Annotated in this window: 16 protein-coding genes; 9 read left to right on the forward strand and 7 right to left on the reverse strand. The window is 52.8% G+C overall.

The genetic code is table 11. From position 1 onward, the window contains the following. Positions 1 to 550 precede the first annotated feature (550 nt). The 7 genes from GS620_RS20785 (at position 551) to GS620_RS20815 (ending at position 5904) form a co-directional block, all read left to right on the forward strand. Entirely contained in the window at positions 551 to 850 is a 300-nt protein-coding gene (locus GS620_RS20785; RefSeq protein ID WP_152456658.1) for a hypothetical protein, read from the forward strand. Positions 851 to 1214: 364 nt separating this feature from the next. Beyond that, positions 1215 to 1514: a hypothetical protein gene (locus GS620_RS20790; RefSeq protein WP_152456656.1), complete on the forward strand. Its 300-nt coding sequence runs from the start codon at positions 1215 to 1217 to the stop codon at positions 1512 to 1514. 55 nt (positions 1515 to 1569) lie between these two features. After that, on the forward strand, positions 1570 to 2184 hold the full coding sequence (locus GS620_RS20795) for a hypothetical protein (protein ID WP_171617616.1): 615 nt from the start codon (positions 1570 to 1572) through the stop codon (positions 2182 to 2184). A 53-nt stretch (positions 2185 to 2237) separates the two neighbouring features. After that, positions 2238 to 2543 carry a hypothetical protein gene (locus GS620_RS20800; RefSeq protein WP_152456654.1) on the forward strand — a complete coding sequence of 102 codons (306 nt, stop codon included), beginning with the start codon at positions 2238 to 2240 and terminating at the stop codon, positions 2541 to 2543. A 41-nt stretch (positions 2544 to 2584) separates the two neighbouring features. After that, entirely contained in the window at positions 2585 to 2758 is a 174-nt protein-coding gene (locus GS620_RS20805; protein WP_170755412.1) for a hypothetical protein, read from the forward strand. A gap of 781 nt (positions 2759 to 3539) precedes the next feature. Beyond that, entirely contained in the window at positions 3540 to 4973 is a 1434-nt protein-coding gene (locus GS620_RS20810) for a hypothetical protein (protein WP_171617617.1), read from the forward strand. Further along, entirely contained in the window at positions 4963 to 5904 is a 942-nt protein-coding gene (locus tag GS620_RS20815) for a metallophosphoesterase (protein WP_171617618.1), read from the forward strand. Before GS620_RS20810 ends, GS620_RS20815 begins: the two co-directional genes overlap by 11 nt. Here GS620_RS20815 and GS620_RS20820 read toward each other — a convergent pair whose 3' ends face one another. Beyond that, positions 5905 to 6729 carry a hypothetical protein gene (locus GS620_RS20820; RefSeq protein WP_171617619.1) on the reverse strand — a complete coding sequence of 275 codons (825 nt, stop codon included), beginning with the start codon at positions 6727 to 6729 and terminating at the stop codon, positions 5905 to 5907. It lies immediately after the preceding gene. Positions 6730 to 6844: 115 nt separating this feature from the next. Here GS620_RS20820 and GS620_RS20825 point away from each other — a divergent pair, with 115 nt between their 5' ends. After that, positions 6845 to 7777, forward strand: a complete 933-nt coding sequence (locus tag GS620_RS20825) for an SdiA-regulated domain-containing protein (RefSeq protein WP_171617620.1) — start codon at positions 6845 to 6847, stop codon at positions 7775 to 7777. Positions 7778 to 7943: 166 nt separating this feature from the next. Here GS620_RS20825 and GS620_RS20830 read toward each other — a convergent pair whose 3' ends face one another. From GS620_RS20830 to GS620_RS20845, 4 genes are read right to left on the reverse strand one after another with little or no spacing between them, the layout of a single operon-like run. Next, positions 7944 to 9437 (reverse strand): cryptochrome/photolyase family protein, encoded by a 1494-nt coding sequence (locus GS620_RS20830; protein WP_171617621.1) that lies wholly within the window; start codon positions 9435 to 9437, stop codon positions 7944 to 7946. A gap of 3 nt (positions 9438 to 9440) precedes the next feature. Next, complete coding sequence (locus GS620_RS20835; protein WP_171617622.1) at positions 9441 to 10685, reverse strand: FAD-binding domain-containing protein; 1245 nt, start codon at positions 10683 to 10685, stop codon at positions 9441 to 9443. Beyond that, positions 10682 to 10819, reverse strand: a complete 138-nt coding sequence (locus tag GS620_RS20840; RefSeq protein ID WP_174829488.1) for a DUF2256 domain-containing protein — start codon at positions 10817 to 10819, stop codon at positions 10682 to 10684. The genes GS620_RS20835 and GS620_RS20840 overlap by 4 nt, the downstream gene beginning before the upstream one ends. Next, complete coding sequence (locus GS620_RS20845) at positions 10819 to 12360, reverse strand: deoxyribodipyrimidine photo-lyase (RefSeq protein WP_216597982.1); 1542 nt, start codon at positions 12358 to 12360, stop codon at positions 10819 to 10821. Before GS620_RS20845 ends, GS620_RS20840 begins: the two co-directional genes overlap by 1 nt. Positions 12361 to 13092: 732 nt before the next feature. Here GS620_RS20845 and GS620_RS20850 point away from each other — a divergent pair. Continuing rightward, on the forward strand, positions 13093 to 13545 hold the full coding sequence (locus GS620_RS20850; protein WP_171206333.1) for a thiol-disulfide oxidoreductase DCC family protein: 453 nt from the start codon (positions 13093 to 13095) through the stop codon (positions 13543 to 13545). A 174-nt stretch (positions 13546 to 13719) separates the two neighbouring features. Here GS620_RS20850 and GS620_RS20855 read toward each other — a convergent pair whose 3' ends face one another. Both GS620_RS20855 and GS620_RS20860 read right to left on the reverse strand, forming a co-directional pair. Then, positions 13720 to 14790, reverse strand: a complete 1071-nt coding sequence (locus tag GS620_RS20855; RefSeq protein ID WP_371809834.1) for an ABC1 kinase family protein — start codon at positions 14788 to 14790, stop codon at positions 13720 to 13722. Positions 14791 to 15045: 255 nt separating this feature from the next. After that, positions 15046 to 15519: a DUF427 domain-containing protein gene (locus GS620_RS20860; RefSeq protein WP_171617624.1), complete on the reverse strand. Its 474-nt coding sequence runs from the start codon at positions 15517 to 15519 to the stop codon at positions 15046 to 15048. Between the last annotated feature and the right edge of the window lie 12 nt (positions 15520 to 15531).

Consider the following 15531-nt stretch of genomic DNA (forward strand, 5'->3'; position numbering starts at 1 on the left):
TGTCCCTTCGTCGTTTCTTGGCGGCGTCAAAAACGCTTGGCCGCGTAGGGAACACTCGCTCTTGCGAAAATCCCCACATTCTTTTTGTTTGAAAGCAAAAGCCTTTCGCACGAAAGATTAGGGAAATTTACGCGCGGAAAAAATATTGATTTATGAAAAATTAGATTCAAATATGAGAATTCGACGCAACTTTATTTTACCTCCGTTGTTGTCGCTGTCGCCCGATTTACCGGGCCCTTCCGACTGCCGGAGTGAGTGCTGGCAGTCGGAAGGCGTTTTCAATGATCGAGCGTTGGGAGAACGCGATGCCAAGACTCAAAGCACTAGCTCTTCTTCCAACGTTCGCTCCAGCTTTTCCAGTGCGGTCACGCGTTGTTGGCAGTGCATGCGATCAACGCAATATTGTTCTGCCGGCCAAACCTTGAATGGCGAGTCTTTTGCAAACGGCAGTCACCATATCGAGGTATGTTCTATTGGGCGCATAGACGCTGGAGCTTAAAAAAAGTCGCTTCCAACTCAATTGAGATCAACGAACCAGAGGGAGAAGAAAATGACCAACAAGATGGTGATGGTTGCAGGCACGACATGTTTCGCACTGCTTGCGGCCTGCGACGATACGGGTACATCAAGCGCGTCTGCCGAGCTCACGCCCGCTCAGCAAGCGTGTTTGCGAGACGTGGCCAACACAACGAACAATTCGCAAGTCGTTGTGCTGTCGTCTGCGTTTAGCGAGGCGGGAACCCAGGTCACCGTCGGCGTTGGCGAGGATCGTGCCCCATGGAACTGTATTGCTTACAGTGATGGCGCCACAGCCGGTATCGAGTTCCTGGGCGACGAAGGCGCATTGTGACCTGTTTGGTGCGTGGCTGAACACGGCCGCGCAGCACTGGCTCGCTCATCGGAATGCTCGACTTGGTTTGTAGAATAGCCACTATCATATTCGCGATCCTTTACCTGTTGGCGTTGGTTGCGTTCATGACGGGTACATTTGGCTGGTTGGGGCAAGAAAAAGACCCTTTGTCCGGGGTGTTCCTTTTGCCGTTGGGGTTGCCCTGGATACTTCTAGCGGACTTGCTCTCGGAGGCGACCAAACCTTGGTTCGCGGCGCTCGCACCGGTTTTCAACCTTTTAGCGCTGGTCTTGATTTGCAAATGGGTGCGCAGTTTGCGGCAGTAGTGAACGCCGAACGCATTCTCACCAAAAGGGAGGAAAACATGGGAAAAGTGATCTTGGGTATCGTGATCGGGCTCGTCCTCGGCGTGGTTGGGGCGATGACCTTGGGTGGAGGTGCCGCGATGGGTGTCGGCGTTGCGACAGGCTTGTCCGCCGGTGTCTGCTCTACATTGAAAGGCGCACAAGCCGAGAATCTGATCACCGCCGAGCAAGCGGATCAGATCCTCAATCGCGTGAATTCCGAGATGGCATCCCTGCAAGGAATTGAAACGACGGACGAGATCGTCGGCAGCGCACAGGCATGCGATGAGTTTCTGTCCAAGTTGCGGGAAGCGAAATGAAGTTCCGCTTTGTACAGAAGAACACTGTAAGGATTAGCCAACAGGGGACAATCTGATGAAACTCCGTTTACTGAATCTCCTCACACCCATGTTTGCAATTTCGGGCACAGCTGCTCTTGCAATGTCGGAAGCCGATGACGCGTGTATCGATCATTTACGGCAAGTTGGTGGGCCAGACGGTCAATCCGGTACGATTGAAAGCTCAGAGTTTTCCGAAGCTGGCACGCTGGTCATGCTACGTGACGCAGGTGGGACACTTTGGCGATGCATCGCGTACAAGGATGGAAGCATCGGAGAGATGTCGGTTGTCGAGGCGATGGATGATGGTGGTGGAGCTATGGCCGGTGCCGAAGGATCTACTAAAAGCCGACGCGTCAAATTTGATGCTGGTTCAACTGGCGCCGAACTCGTTGGCCAACTCGCGCCCGGAGCGTCCCAGCAATACGTCCTTGGCGCCAAAAACGAACAGTTCCTTTACGTTCGCGTTGCTCCGCGAAATGGCACCTTGGACTACGTTATTCGAAACCCCGATGGTTCTGAACTGTTGGGATTGATGTCGGCGGACAAGGAGTATCGAGGGCAGCTGTGGCAATCCGGTGATCATGTTGTCGAGGTCATCAACCGCGGCAACTCTTCCGTCGGCTACAACGTAATTTTCGGAATTGAATAGGTGATCGACGGAAAACCCTGGAACGGCAACTCAAATCAGCTAGGAAAAAACAGATGAAATCCAAAGTCTTTTTGGTGATCGGTACAGTGTGTATTTCTGTACTCTCAGCATGCGACGAGAGTGGCGGGTCAGTGGATGCGAGTGCACCAACTGTGGGCAGCTCTAGCGATCTTTCGTCATTTGAAGGGGCCAGAGCGGGTCAGGCTGAAATGGGCATCCAAAGTCTTGGGTTTGAACTTATCCGAAGCGAAGGGCTGACCTCTTACTGGTTTAACAAAGATACCGGCGCATGTGCGCGGATCACGACATCTGAAGGAAGGTATTCAGATGTAACTATGCTGCCATCAGGCGACTGCTGACAATTTTCAACAATCCCAAATCTGAAAAAAGGAGCTCTAGTTTGCATTTCGATCTGGCACATGCGGCGGTCATCGTTGTCGCTTTGATTATCACAAACCTGGCATTGAAATCGGCCGGCGTGATCAACGAAGAAAACAAACACCAGTGGAATTGGAAAGTTGTTCTGGCCTACTTCGTGGTCGTCGTTATCATCAATCTGGTGTGGCCAATTTGAAGCTTCGCGGCGGGACGCTAACCGCCACCAAAGATGTTTACGGTGAATGTGTCTCTGCGAGAGATTACCGGCTGGAAAAGTGTGAGCATCACGGGCTGAACACAGAAAGGAACACGCATGCGGTTTTTGACGTCACTTATATTCATTGGTGTTCTGGCAACCGCTGCGACTTCTGACGTCACCAGCCGAAACGGTGGCCCTAGCAACAGCCAAATGCTTTCAAAAAGTGGCGACGGAGGGGTCGATGGCGTCGCTTTCTTCCGCCCAGTTTTAAGCGGTGTGTTGTATCGATCCGGTTTCAAGGGCGGCGACAAGGATCGAACGGGTCTGAGTGGCGTTCAACGCGAAACCTTGTGCGAAAAAGGGTTTTCAACCGGGTTTTATGCCGACTTCGGCAAAAACACTCAGTACGGCCGCACCAGTTGTGGGAACGGATCCTTTGACTATCAGAGCGCCAGATCCTCCCGTCCCGGTGCCGTCATGGCATCCATACACGAAGTAATTGAAAACCCTGGAAAGGGCCCTGTCCTGGTACACTGCATGTGGGGCGTTCATTCCTCTGGCGCACTGTCGGCAATGGCGCTTGTTCAGTTTTGCGGTTGGACGGAAGAAAGGGCCAAAGGTTATTGGAATGATGCCCGAAACGGGGCCCCTTGTTCAGGCGGGTGTGACCAGTGGATTGACTCAAAATTCTCCAAGTTCAGTGTCGACCCCAATCTGAAGATTTCCGCCGAAAAACGGGCTGCGATTTGCCCTAGATGATATCCGGAGGACTATTCAAATGAAGTTCCATCTTCTGGGGTCTCTTGCTTTCATTGCACCCACCATCTTGTGGGCGAGCGACGATGTTCTGGGTGAAGCCACGACTTTTGATAGCCCTAACGGATTTACTGAGCGCTGTATTCGGATCGAGAAAATACCAACGGGCGCGTATAAGAAAAGCGATCTTGAGGAAGAAACAACCTATTGCGAGATTGATTTCTATGCCTCCGAAATTGCTGTTTGCCCAAAAACCTGGAGCACCAGCCCAGGAATGGCGATCTACGACATTTCCGAAGGACCCTACGCCGGGAACCGTTCCGAATTCGAGAGAAACGCTTGCAAAGAGGGGAAGGCGGCAAAAGATCTGGCAAAGGACAGGGTGGCTAAATTCAAATCCACCATGAACCAAAAGGGCACAAGTGGAACGTTTTCCACCTCGTCGCTGCTTTACTATCATTTCTCCAGGTACTTCGATACGACTGTCAAAGTTCCGGTGGCGGTCTGGCGCAGTATGGACGCTCAGGCGCATCATACCGAGGTTGCAGAGCCTGGCCTTGCGATTTCAGGTGGTTCTCATGGCGGGCGTATGAACCACGAAGGTTGGCGGGTCTTCGTGGCTGCGGATGCCGACCCGAACTCGTACCAACCGACCGATGATCTGTTCACCGCGGATCGAACGCAGATATACGGCGTACTGCTCGACAGCCCTGGTCATCGCTATGGCTCAGAAATCAACGGCACTCGTAGGTCTGGCTGGGGGAAAGGTCAAAACCGCGATTTTCAGGAAACACCCGCCTTCTTGGCCTTGCGGTCTTCAAAACCCTTGCCCGAGGCCATTGCAGAGGGCGTCAGGGAAGGTCGAAAGGATCGGCAGATCAACAAAGACCTCGGGCCCGATGTCAGCGACCAACAGATGGCATTCTGGATGCAGGAGCTTACCGAGATTGTTCTGCTCGACTTCATCTTCAGCCAGCAGGACCGTGTGGGAAACATAGACTTCACGCCCTATTGGTATTGGGTCGAAGACAGAGAACTGAAGCACAAGAAAGCCAAGCACCATCAGCCAAACGATGGAGATGTTCCAGCCGATGCATTATTGATCCGTCGCAGCAATCTAAACGACAACGATGCTGGTGGGCGTGTCGAATATGCCAACTTTGCGAAATCCACTCAGATGTTGGAGAAAATGCGACATTTTTCTCCAAGCACTTACCAGCACTTGTTTGCTTTGAATAACGACCTTCAAACGCAAGGCCCGATTTATGACTGGTTGTCGCAAAGCTTTGGCCTGTCAGATAGGCAGATTGCGCAAGCCGTTAAAAATACAGCGCTGGCAACGTCCATTCTCCAGAGCAATTGTTCAAAAGGTGTTTTGATGTTCGACTTGGACCCCGTCGCATTCTTTTTGAAAAACGACACCGAGGTAAAGGCTGTGGACTGTAATGACCCGTAAGCGCTCCGTCACCGCGGCGGTGTTGATTTGGTCCGCTCTGCTTGCCTGCAAAGCGGCGGCTTTGGATGTAATCGTCATATCGGATCTGAACGGAAGCTATGGCTCGATAAAATACGATGCCCGTGTCGACAAAGCAATTGAACGGATAATCGAGATTGATCCCGATCTGGTGGTTTCGACCGGAGATATGGTTGCGGGTCAACGCATTCCCAACTTGTCAGACAAACAGGTCAGAGAGATGTGGAAGGCGTTTCACAAGGCAGTGTCAGACCCGCTGGAGGCTGCCGGAATTCCATTTGCGGTCACGCCAGGAAACCATGATGCCTCTGCTTACCGTGGGTTCGAGCGTGAAAGAAAAATATACGCAGAGGAATGGACTCCGAGAAAACCAGACGTCGATTTCCTGGTTTCGGATGACTATCCGTTCTTCTACGCGTTTGAGATGAAAGGCGTCACGTTTGCGTCTTTGGATGCCACGACCCTTGGGCCGCTATCCGGCGATCAGAAGGACCAAATTGAGGAACTGGCGGCGAATGGAAACCCGATTGTCACTTTCAGCCACCTGCCGCTGTGGCCCTTTGCGATCCAGCGCGAACGCGAAATCATCGGTGACCCGGCACTTGAGAAAATCTACCTGCAAAGCGGGGTCGTTCTGCATCTGTCCGGCCACCATCATGCCTTCTACCCAGGCTGGAAAGACGGTGTGGCTTATGTTTCCCAAGCTTGTTTGGGCGGTGGTCCACGACGGCTGATTGGTGATAATGCCAGATCACCTCACAGCTTCACTCATGTTACGTTCCAGCCGAACGGAGAGTTTGGGATAGCAGTATATCGAGAGCCCGATTTCGAAAGGTCGGTAAACTTCAAGTCGCTCCCGAAAGAGATCAGATCCCCGAATGCGGTGTTGAAACGATTGGACCTTGTGAAATAACTAGAGGTTGAGTTTCAACTCAACTTTTTCGGGGACCAGATCGTTTATCATCTCTTCGATCCGGGCTTCTGAAAGTCCACCCGAAGTAATGAAAAGCAATGAAACGCGAGACTTGCCGGGGACGTGGTGTTTTCTGACCAGCTTCCAGCCGGCGTCTGCGGCCATGGCTTCAATGGCGCCGCTGACGTTCAATGAGTGTTCTTCGTCTGAAGCTTTGAGCGAAATTTCCACACCCTTGTTACGTCCACCGAGCCAAATGAAACACCAACATACAACCGCCACCAGTGTGGCCATCAGCGGCAAGCCCAAACCGACCGCAAGACCAAGAACAGTTACGACTATCATCTCGACGGTGTCTACCGGATCATCCAGATTGGAGCGAAACCTGAGCAAAGCTCCGATGCCAAATATGACAAAACCAATCATTGATCCGTGCTGAACCACCAGGAATCCAACAGCCATGCCAATAAGAGCATAAAGGAAGAATAGCCTCGGCATGACCAAGTCGCCGATGCTTCTACGGGCTTTGCGTCTCACCGGATGATAGACGATCAAGCCAGCCAGAATGATCGTGACCACCACATCGAGAGCAAAGAAATACAGTTCCTGTTTGCCGCGAAACTGAGTCCATTGGCGTTCGATCAGAATTTCTGATTCCGAAGCTCCGGCCAGCATCGTTGCAGGATCGATTTGCGACACCGCAGCGCCTGGCAACAGCAGCATCAACAACACGATTTTAAACGGGAATGTCGTATTCAGCTTTTCTTCCTTCCTGCTCAGGCCAAGGGCTTGGGCTTCACCACAGGCACATCGTGCCCCATTCAATTCAATCGCAACAAACGGGATCAGGTAAAGAGTTCAATGAGCATTCTTCCGACATCGCATCTGAGTTGTGATAAGAACGCGATAAAGGGATGTGTTCCACGGGCGAGAAAACTGAATGGCAGAATACAAACTGTTTCCGTCAAAACCTGAAATTTCACGGAGCTTCTTTATACTTAGACGGCTCGCTTTTGCGCCCGGGTTATTGGCGGCGGCCTTCCTGTTATGGGCTGGTCTTGCCCGCGCCGAAAGTGCTGGTTTGGTTCTGGTCGATAGGTTCAAGGTCGCAGACAAATCAGAAGGATTTTCAGAGCCTTCAGGTCTGTCGCTTTCCAGCGCTGAAGGCTTCTTGTGGTCTGTCAGCGATGCCGAACCTAAACTGCATCTCCTTGGAATCGACGGGGCATTGGGAAACTCTTTCAAGTTGCCATCACTGAAGGGATCAGACCTCGAGGGTGTCGCTTGGCGAAAAGATGGATCTGTTTTGGTGCTTCAGGAAACTGACCGGTCAATTCTAGTCGTTCACCCAACCGACCCTATTAAACTGACAACGGTTCCACTTGCTACTCTAAAGGGTTATTCGGATGCAGCTGAAATGCTCGTCGGTAATCCATTGAACAAAGGGCCTGAGGGCATCACAGTCGATCCGGACACTGGGCGAGTATTCGTGGTCATCGAAGGGAAACCGCGGTTGTTGCTGGTATTGTCACCAGAGCTGACGGAGATTGAGGAAATCACCCCATTGGATCGCGAATCTGGTTTTATGTCCGATCGCGTAAATGACGATGAGCTGGATGTAAGCGGATTGGCTTGGTCTGCGTCCTCAGGTGTACTGTGGATTCTGAGCGACAAAGGGCGCCAGATCTTTTTGTACAATCCCGAGACGAGAACGGCAGAGACAATAGAACTAACTTATATGAAAGACGGCGACCGTAAGGTTGTAAAGCATCCAGAAGGGATCGCCCTGGATGAGCCCAATGGACTTCTCTACATCCTGACAGATGATGCCGAGAAATCGCGACTGTATGTTTTTGATATTCCCGAATTTTGATAGCTAGAAAACGAAGCTCACACCGCCATAATGGCTTCCGCAAGTTGTTGCAGCTTGCTTTGTAAGCATCTACCTTGGTCCGCCTCAATCAGAACCTCCGTTGTAGTGTGGCTGGGACTAGGCGACCTTAATCCAGCGCAGGACATTGCGCGGGTAAATTTCATGTTCACGTCATACGTCGCAAAAAGGCTTCAGCCGTCGTGACATGCTTGTTTTTGACCTCTGGCGACATGCGCCCAGCCGTACGGCACATCATCGCCCAACGGGGATTGCCAGCAAGTCTATCGGTGTGTTTCAGGATAAAGCGCCAATAAAGCCCGTCCCAGATATCTGCCCAGGGCCCTTTGCCCCAATGGCTCATTTTTCGAATGTAGTTTGAGCCGGAAAAATACGGTTTGGTGGTGATCAACCCGCCATCGGCATGCTGGCTCATCGCGTAGGCATTGGGAACCATCACCCAATCATAGCTGTCGACGAACATTTCCATGAACCAGCGATAGACATGGTCTGGATCAATCTCACACAGAAACATAAATCCTCCCAGTACCATAAGGCGTTCAATGTGGTGGCAATACCCGGTTTCGAGCACCCTTTTGATCGTGTCGTCCAGCGGATCAACACCAGTGGTTCCGTTGTAGAAAGAGCGAGGCATAGGGCGGTGATGGCCCCAATGGTTTGTAGTGCGCATCTGCACACCAAGGTTCTCATAGGTAGCACGCATAAACTCGCGCCAACCAATGATCTGGCGGATGAATCCTTCTACCGAGTTAAGGGGAATGCCCTTGCGATCAGCATGCGCCAGGGCAGCGTCCAAAACTTGCTTCGGCGTCAACAAGCCAATGTTCAAAGCAGGCGTAAGAACGGCATGCCACAGCCAGTTTTCCCCCTCGACAATAGCATCTTCATAGTCGCCAAAGTGTTCGAACCGCCGTTCCAGAAACTGCGCCAGCCAGTCGGATGCAGCTTTGTGTGACGTCGGATAAAACAACTTTTCCAGGCTGCCCAATGCATCTGGAAAGTCAGCGATAACGCTCGCTTTTGCCGCTTCATCAACTGCGTCATGGGCAGGCCAGTCGATCCAAGGCAGGCTGCCCAACAGCGCCTTGGGCAATTTTTTGCGGTTTTCCTCGTCAAAACTCCATTGTCCCCCGGCCGGTTGGCCGCTGTCCATCAACACGTTCAAACGGCGGCGTTGGCCCTTGTAGAACTCCGCCATGAACCAGCGTTTTCGACCGGCAGACCAATCCAGATTGTCGGCCCGCGTATTCAGAAAGCCGGGGGATGTCTGGATATCGAGCGTGATGTCGGTATTGCCAGCCGCTGCCCGAAAACGTCTTTCTGCAATGAAGTCTACTGGATCAGCCATGATCACTCGGCTGACACCACGATCACGCAAGTTTTGAAAAAGTCGCAGACATGCACCCGCCTGCCGCTCAAAGGGCCAGATCGCAGCATCAAAGCCCTTGGCGACCAAGCCATCGCGATAGCGCGCCATTGAGGCGCGGTGCAGCCAAAGCTTTTGCTTGTGCATCGTGGCGGGATAATACGCGTCGCCAAAGAACAGCGGGTCTTCGAAAAGCACAACAGTATCGGGCCGGGCGGCCAGGCCCGGGTGTTGGGCAAACAATTGGTTGGGAAGTAAAAGGGCGGCAGTGGACATGGGCTATGGTCTTTGTTGGGTGGCCAAGTTCAGTTGGCGTAGAAGCGACGGGATCTTCTTTCGAAGGCCGAAGAACCCGGCCTTCGCATGAGGCCATGTTATAGCGTCGTACGGCCGAATTATCCTGTTCAAAGAAAGGCCTGCGTCTCTCAATACAGGTTCCGCACGATCCAGCCGTGACCGAGTAGGACCGACAGGCGCATAGGCTGTTGCAATGGTCGTAACACCTGCATTCCGTGCTGCCTCGATCAACGTACCACACCAGTCCTCGGTCGATTGCCCGAGTTTTCCGTGGGGTTCCAAAGCGTTGCTCATCGCGCCCTTGGCAAAATCCTGTACAACATCTCCCATCTGGTTTGGGGATCGACCATGCGTCGCCAAAAGTCCGATCTTGGCAACAGGCGATGTCGGCATCAATTGATGAGCTGACAGATCATCCTCTGTCAACAGCAACAGATAAGGGCTGTCTGAGGGCATGTGCGGACTTGAAAGAGGAACGAGCGGGTGATCTACCGGCTCGGTCAGCGGTTCTGCAAATTTGGCCAGGCCTTTAGGTTGAAACCGTCCTTCAGTGTATTTGGCAATATTGTCAGGGCGCGCGAGGTAAGTTTTGCCTTTCGTGTGCAATCCACCAACCCAGCGCCAGCTCAGCGTGTTCGATGCGGGATCGCCATCCAGCAAATGTCGCAAAAAGAAATCCGCGCCAAGCTGCCAGGGTAAGCGAAGTGAAAAAATCCAGATTGATGCAAACCACATGCGCGCATGGTTATGAAGGTAGCCTGTCGCCACCAGTTCCCGCGCCCAATGGTCGAAACAGTCGATGCCGGTATTGCCGTTCACTGCATCATTGAAACGGGCCTTAAGGCCCTCATCATCCCTTAATCGCTCACAAGCGCTCAGCAAATCCCGCTGATACAGTGACCAGACGCTGGGCCTTTGTTCCAGCCAACCCTTGAAGTACGTGCGCCAAAAAACTTCTTGCACGAATTTCTCCGCCGCGTTGAAATTATGCGACGCTAAAACCGTTGCCAGTACTTCTTTCTCTGTTATCAAACGGTGGCTCAGCCAAGGTGACAAACCCGATACATTGCTGCGACGCTCAGTCCCAAAATCGTAGTTTCGCGTACTTGCGTAATGGCGCCCGGTGCGTCCCGCGAACTGCTTCAGCCTTATAAGACCGTTGGTCCGTGTGGGTTTGAAATCGAACGTCTCTTTCGCTTCATCAAGTTCTGAAAACATCTCGGTCATGCAGCCGATCTGCATTTTTTCGAGCAGTATTTCACCTCATCCCAAACGTTTCCCCATTTCTTGCGCCACGTGAACGGGCGCTGGCAGACCGGGCAAACCTTCTGGGGTAAGTCGGCTTTCTTGCGCATCTTCATCACTGATCCTCCAGAGGCAGGCTGAGTTGCTTTTGATTTTGAGACGCCCGCGCGACTTTGCGAGGATTCCGCCGATTCTTTCGGCTGGCGTGTTTTGTCACGATGGCGTGTGCTTCGGAACGAAACTCCGCACTTCGGCGCACGCCCCAAACCCGCTCGCGCGCGGCCTTGGCTGCCGCTAGATGGTCAAAAACACGCTCTGGATAAAGCGTTCCAATGATGTCTTTCGCGTTGTGAGCTTTCCAGGGTTCATGGATATGCTGATCCGCAATTTGGGACAATTCCGGCAACCATGTCCGAATGAACAACCCTTCTGGATCCTGATCATAGCCCTGCTTAACCGGATTATAGATGCGCACGGTATTGATGCCAGTGGTGCCTGATTGCATCTGCACCTGACTCCAGTGAATGCCCGGCTCATAGTCGGTAAACATGCGCGCCAAATGCTCACCCGGGGCCCGCCAATCCAGCCAAAGATGATAACTTGCAGTGGCCATCACCATTGCGCGCATCCGAAAGTTAAGCCAGCCCGTTGCCTGCAATGACCGCATGCATGCGTCCAGAAATGGATATCCCGTTTCTCCGTTGGACCATGCGGTCAAGAGCTGGGCATCTGGCGCTTTCGGTCGAAGACCATCGTAGAGCCGATGCAGATTTTCAAATTCAATCCGGGGTTCATCCTCAAGTTTCTGAATAAAATGGCAATGCCAATGCAAACGGCCCGAAAACGAGCGAAGCGACTTACGCCAATCTTTTGCCTGCGGCGGCAACCGGCGTCTCTGATTTTCAGTAGCTTGGGACACCTCGCGCATCGAAAGCGCACCCCAAGCCAGATAGGGCGACAGCCGCGAACACGCAACGGCCCCCTCCAAGGGGCTGGACATTTCGCGTTGGTACCTTTTGCCACGGTGGGTCAGAAAACTGCTCAGACGTTCCAAACCCGCAGCTCGTCCACCGGCTTGACGACCAACACATGTATCATCCCGCAAGCCAAGGTCGCGCCCCGTGGGAATATAGCCTGGTTCTACGTCGATATGCTTAAGCGCAACTGGTGAAGCAACGGGCAAAGCCATAAACCGATCCCAACGTTCCGCCCAGCCATCGCGAGACCTGAGCCTGCGAAGAACGCCATGGTTTTGTACTTCGTGCCACCGCACGCCGTGGTCCCTGCACCATGCAGCAACCTGACGGTCCCGCTGATAAGTCCAATTGTTTCCTGTTTCTTCATGTGACCAAAGTACGTCTATCAGACCACGATCTTTTAACTTGGAAAGGACCGCCAAAATTTGTCCCGTGCGCACAATGAGTGGTTGTCCCAGTTTCCCAAGGTCATCACGCAACTCAGCGATTGTCTCAGCAACAAAGTTCCACTGCCGTGTTGACGCGTCAGGTTGCTGCCAAAGCTCAGGTTCAACCACATAGAGTGGCAGAACTGGCCCGACCTCAGACGCTTGCGCCAGTGCCTGATGATCATTTACCCGTAAATCCCGTTTGAACCAGACGACCTGCACGATACCTCCGTTTTCAAGGTTTGTACGCATGGCCACTAGAAATGGATCTATGTTCCAGTCTTCCTCGCATTCCGCTAGGACGTGGTTTTTTGCAGAGAAGCCATTGGCCTTCGGTACATGAATGTCGGAAGCGTTCGCGAACCCACCGAAAGCACGTGGCCAAAAGAAAAAGACCCCGACAAAGGTGACATTGGTAAGTGATCGCTCTGGGCCCTAAACCACCAAAAAAGGAGCGGGTTAGCCCATCTCTGTCTTATTTGAATGTCTGATTTCTGAGTAAAGGATAAAGAGACCAGCCCGTCGATTTGAACGCTACCAGGCACGGTTTGCAACGGACCTCAGAGCATCCACCCCGAAAGCTCTGTAAACGCAAGAGGGAGGTATTCAAACGGGACCATCCTGTTTGCGCATCGAAAGCAGAAGCTTGACTTATGCGGTATCAAGCCCCGTGGATCATGAGCTGCGCCAACCGCTGAGCTTGTGAGGCTGAGCTTGTGAGATTGCAGTAGTCATCTTCTGGTAGGGCAACTTTTCAGTGCCTTTCGAAAAACAGCGAGGTACCTACAAACCCCTCACCTTATTCAACAAAATTGCCCGCACGCCTGCTATTCAGGCGACGCAATCGCTAAAATTTGGCTAGCATCATCACAAGTTGCGGCCTCATAACGCATCTGTATGTCACTGCTGAACCCTCGTTTCTTCGGTATCTGCGCTAAGTCTTGCAACGGGACGGATGAAGCCCACAAGACGAGGTCAAACAAAATGGACAAAACGGACAAAGCTGAGGTTGCTCTCACATCTGATGACGCCGCAACCCATCATTCGTTTGCTACGGTTTATTACGACGGATCTTGCCCGCTTTGCTCCGTTGAGATCGAACACTATGCCTCCTGCGAGGGCGCTGAACGCCTGAGGTTTGTCGACGTTTCCAAATCCAATGTTCGAATTGATGAAGATCTAACGCGGCAAGAAGCTATGGATCGTTTCACTGTACGTCGACCAGATGGAGTGCTTGTATCCGGTGCACGCGCGTTTACGGAACTCTGGGGCACTTTACCCAAATGGCGTTGGCTGGCACGGGTGGCAAGCTTGCCGGGGGTAACGCCTTTGCTAGAGCTTGCATACCGGGGCTTCCTGCCCCTAAGACCGATGCTTTCGAGGATCGCGTCTTGGGTCGGAGCGAAGTCGGCTAACGGGACAGGTTCGTCGACATGATCAATCTGGACAATGGTCGTTTCAATGGCTGGTTTGGCTCGTCAAACGGGGGCTCGAACCCGCACTTTGCAGCACTCGCATCATACTCGCGCTTTGTTTTGGGTTGGTCACGCATATCGGTGCCGCGGGTTTTGCTATTGCTCGGTTTGCTGGGTTAGGGAGGATGGAGGTCGTTCAGATGACATACTTTGCAAGAAGCGTCTTTACAGGCAGCGAGGCACTCAATCGCGTGACCAACAAGAATATCCCCCCAATCTTTCGCTGAAGGTAAAGAATATCCATTCGCATTGGGGGCGGGATATACCCGGCCCGGGCCAAGGCCATGCCTTCCTTGTTCAGGTGGTTAGAGAGCGTTCGGTCAGAAAAATCAAATTCATTCGCGGATAGGATTGCGTCGAAAACAATGCGGATCATTCCGAGGATCCGGTCGTCGAACGGGCCATCACCTTCAACAAGCTTCAATTGGATGGCAGCGTTGCGAAGCTCTTCGTCATCTTCCCGCAGGCCTGCACGCAGCAGATGCATATACCCATCAATTGCCGATGGTTGCAGGGCTCGGGCCGCGCCAAAATCCAAGAGGCTGATCTTCCCATTTGCCGGGTTGTATCGGTAATTGGCAAAATTTGGATCGCTTTGCATTATACCGAACTCGAAAACCTCGCGCAGCGTGAGATCGACCAAGGCTTCTGAGACTCGATTGCGCTCCTCTCTGGTCGCATCACTCACGGTCTCGATAGGGCGACCTTCCAGAAAGGACATCGTTAGAACTTCGGGAGTGCTCCAATCCGGAAAGAACTCCGGAATTTCGAAGGCTTCATCACCCTGCAAGAGGTCAGCAAAGTGGCGCATGTGCCGCCCCTCGCGTTCATAATCCGTTTCTTCACGTAATTGACTGCGCGCCTCTTGGATATACGGCCCCAGATCAAAGCTTTTGGGAAGTAGACCGGACATTCGAACCAACGCGGCCACATTGGCAATATCGCTGTCAATACTGCGAGCGATACCGGGATATTGCACTTTGATCGCCACATCGCGCCCGTCTTTCAAAGTTGCACGATGTACTTGCCTGATACTCGCCGCCGCAATGGGCCTTACATTGAAAGTTTTGAAGGATTTGCGCCAATCTGTACCCCAGGTTCGGTTCAGGACGTCACGCAATTGCTTCGGTGGCATGAAATGCGCCTGATCCCGCAAACGTGCCATGATGTCAGCCAGCTCAGGTGGCAAGACCTCGCCTGCATCCATCGAAATCAGCTGCCCCACCTTCATCGCTGCCCCTCGCATGCGCGAAAGCTGATCCGCGATCCGTGTCACGTTACCTGGGGTCATCAACAAACCACGCATATCGGGTCGCGCACCGCGACCGATCTCTCGAAGGGCGCGTACTGCCACGTTTCCTGCAATGCCTGCCGTCATGCTGCTTAAACGGGCAACACGGACCAAACGGCTTGTAGGAACTGCCAAAGAGGTTGGTGAGGATTTAGGGTCAGTCATACATCCTCACCAAAATTCCGTGCCCGGAGAGCCTTTGATGCGACCTTTCAAATTCTCGGTGACCCAACCTCCATAAAAGTCCCCGGGTTGCGGGATCACGCGATGCTTGCCAACGAAACAACCGTCCATAAGCCCGGCGTAAAAGGCGACATAGCCCTTTATCTGTTCAAACCTGGTGGTTGGTTCCTCGTAACTCCATGCGGCTTTTGTGGCCTTGGCCGCCCCGCTCTGAACGTCCCAGTAACTCGCAACGCCCTTCCATTCGCAGTATGACCTGACCGAGGTTTTTGTCAGAACGGCATCAATGTTATGCGGTGGGATGTAGTAAGTTGGGGCGTGGTGGGTTTCGAGAACCTGAAACGCCTGATCGGTTTCTGCGATTGTTCGACCGCCAAACTCTATCCGTACGTTATGGGGCACCTCCCGCAGCGCAGGTGGCCGTGGATAGTCTTGCACGTCTTCAATTGTCAAAGCTGTCATTGTCGGACCGGA

This window comes from Ruegeria sp. HKCCD6428, assembly GCF_013110595.1.
Classification (GTDB): Bacteria; Pseudomonadota; Alphaproteobacteria; order Rhodobacterales; family Rhodobacteraceae; genus Ruegeria.

Bases quoted from the DNA above. Each gene is read 5' to 3' on its own strand.
- GS620_RS20785 (WP_152456658.1), top strand. From the start codon at position 551: ATGACCAACAAGATGGTGATGGTTGCAGGCACGACATGTTTCGCACTG.
- GS620_RS20790 (WP_152456656.1), top strand. From the start codon at position 1,215: ATGGGAAAAGTGATCTTGGGTATCGTGATCGGGCTCGTCCTCGGCGTG.
- GS620_RS20795 (WP_171617616.1), top strand. From the start codon at position 1,570: ATGAAACTCCGTTTACTGAATCTCCTCACACCCATGTTTGCAATTTCG.
- GS620_RS20800 (WP_152456654.1), top strand. From the start codon at position 2,238: ATGAAATCCAAAGTCTTTTTGGTGATCGGTACAGTGTGTATTTCTGTA.
- GS620_RS20810 (WP_171617617.1), top strand. From the start codon at position 3,540: ATGAAGTTCCATCTTCTGGGGTCTCTTGCTTTCATTGCACCCACCATC.
- GS620_RS20815 (WP_171617618.1), top strand. From the start codon at position 4,963: ATGACCCGTAAGCGCTCCGTCACCGCGGCGGTGTTGATTTGGTCCGCT.
- GS620_RS20825 (WP_171617620.1), top strand. From the start codon at position 6,845: ATGGCAGAATACAAACTGTTTCCGTCAAAACCTGAAATTTCACGGAGC.
- GS620_RS20830 (WP_171617621.1), bottom strand. From the start codon at position 9,437: ATGTCCACTGCCGCCCTTTTACTTCCCAACCAATTGTTTGCCCAACAC.
- GS620_RS20835 (WP_171617622.1), bottom strand. From the start codon at position 10,685: ATGACCGAGATGTTTTCAGAACTTGATGAAGCGAAAGAGACGTTCGAT.
- GS620_RS20840 (WP_174829488.1), bottom strand. From the start codon at position 10,819: ATGAAGATGCGCAAGAAAGCCGACTTACCCCAGAAGGTTTGCCCGGTC.
- GS620_RS20845 (WP_216597982.1), bottom strand. From the start codon at position 12,360: ATGCGTACAAACCTTGAAAACGGAGGTATCGTGCAGGTCGTCTGGTTC.
- GS620_RS20850 (WP_171206333.1), top strand. From the start codon at position 13,093: ATGGACAAAACGGACAAAGCTGAGGTTGCTCTCACATCTGATGACGCC.
- GS620_RS20855 (WP_371809834.1), bottom strand. From the start codon at position 14,790: ATGGATGCAGGCGAGGTCTTGCCACCTGAGCTGGCTGACATCATGGCA.
- GS620_RS20860 (WP_171617624.1), bottom strand. From the start codon at position 15,519: ATGACAGCTTTGACAATTGAAGACGTGCAAGACTATCCACGGCCACCT.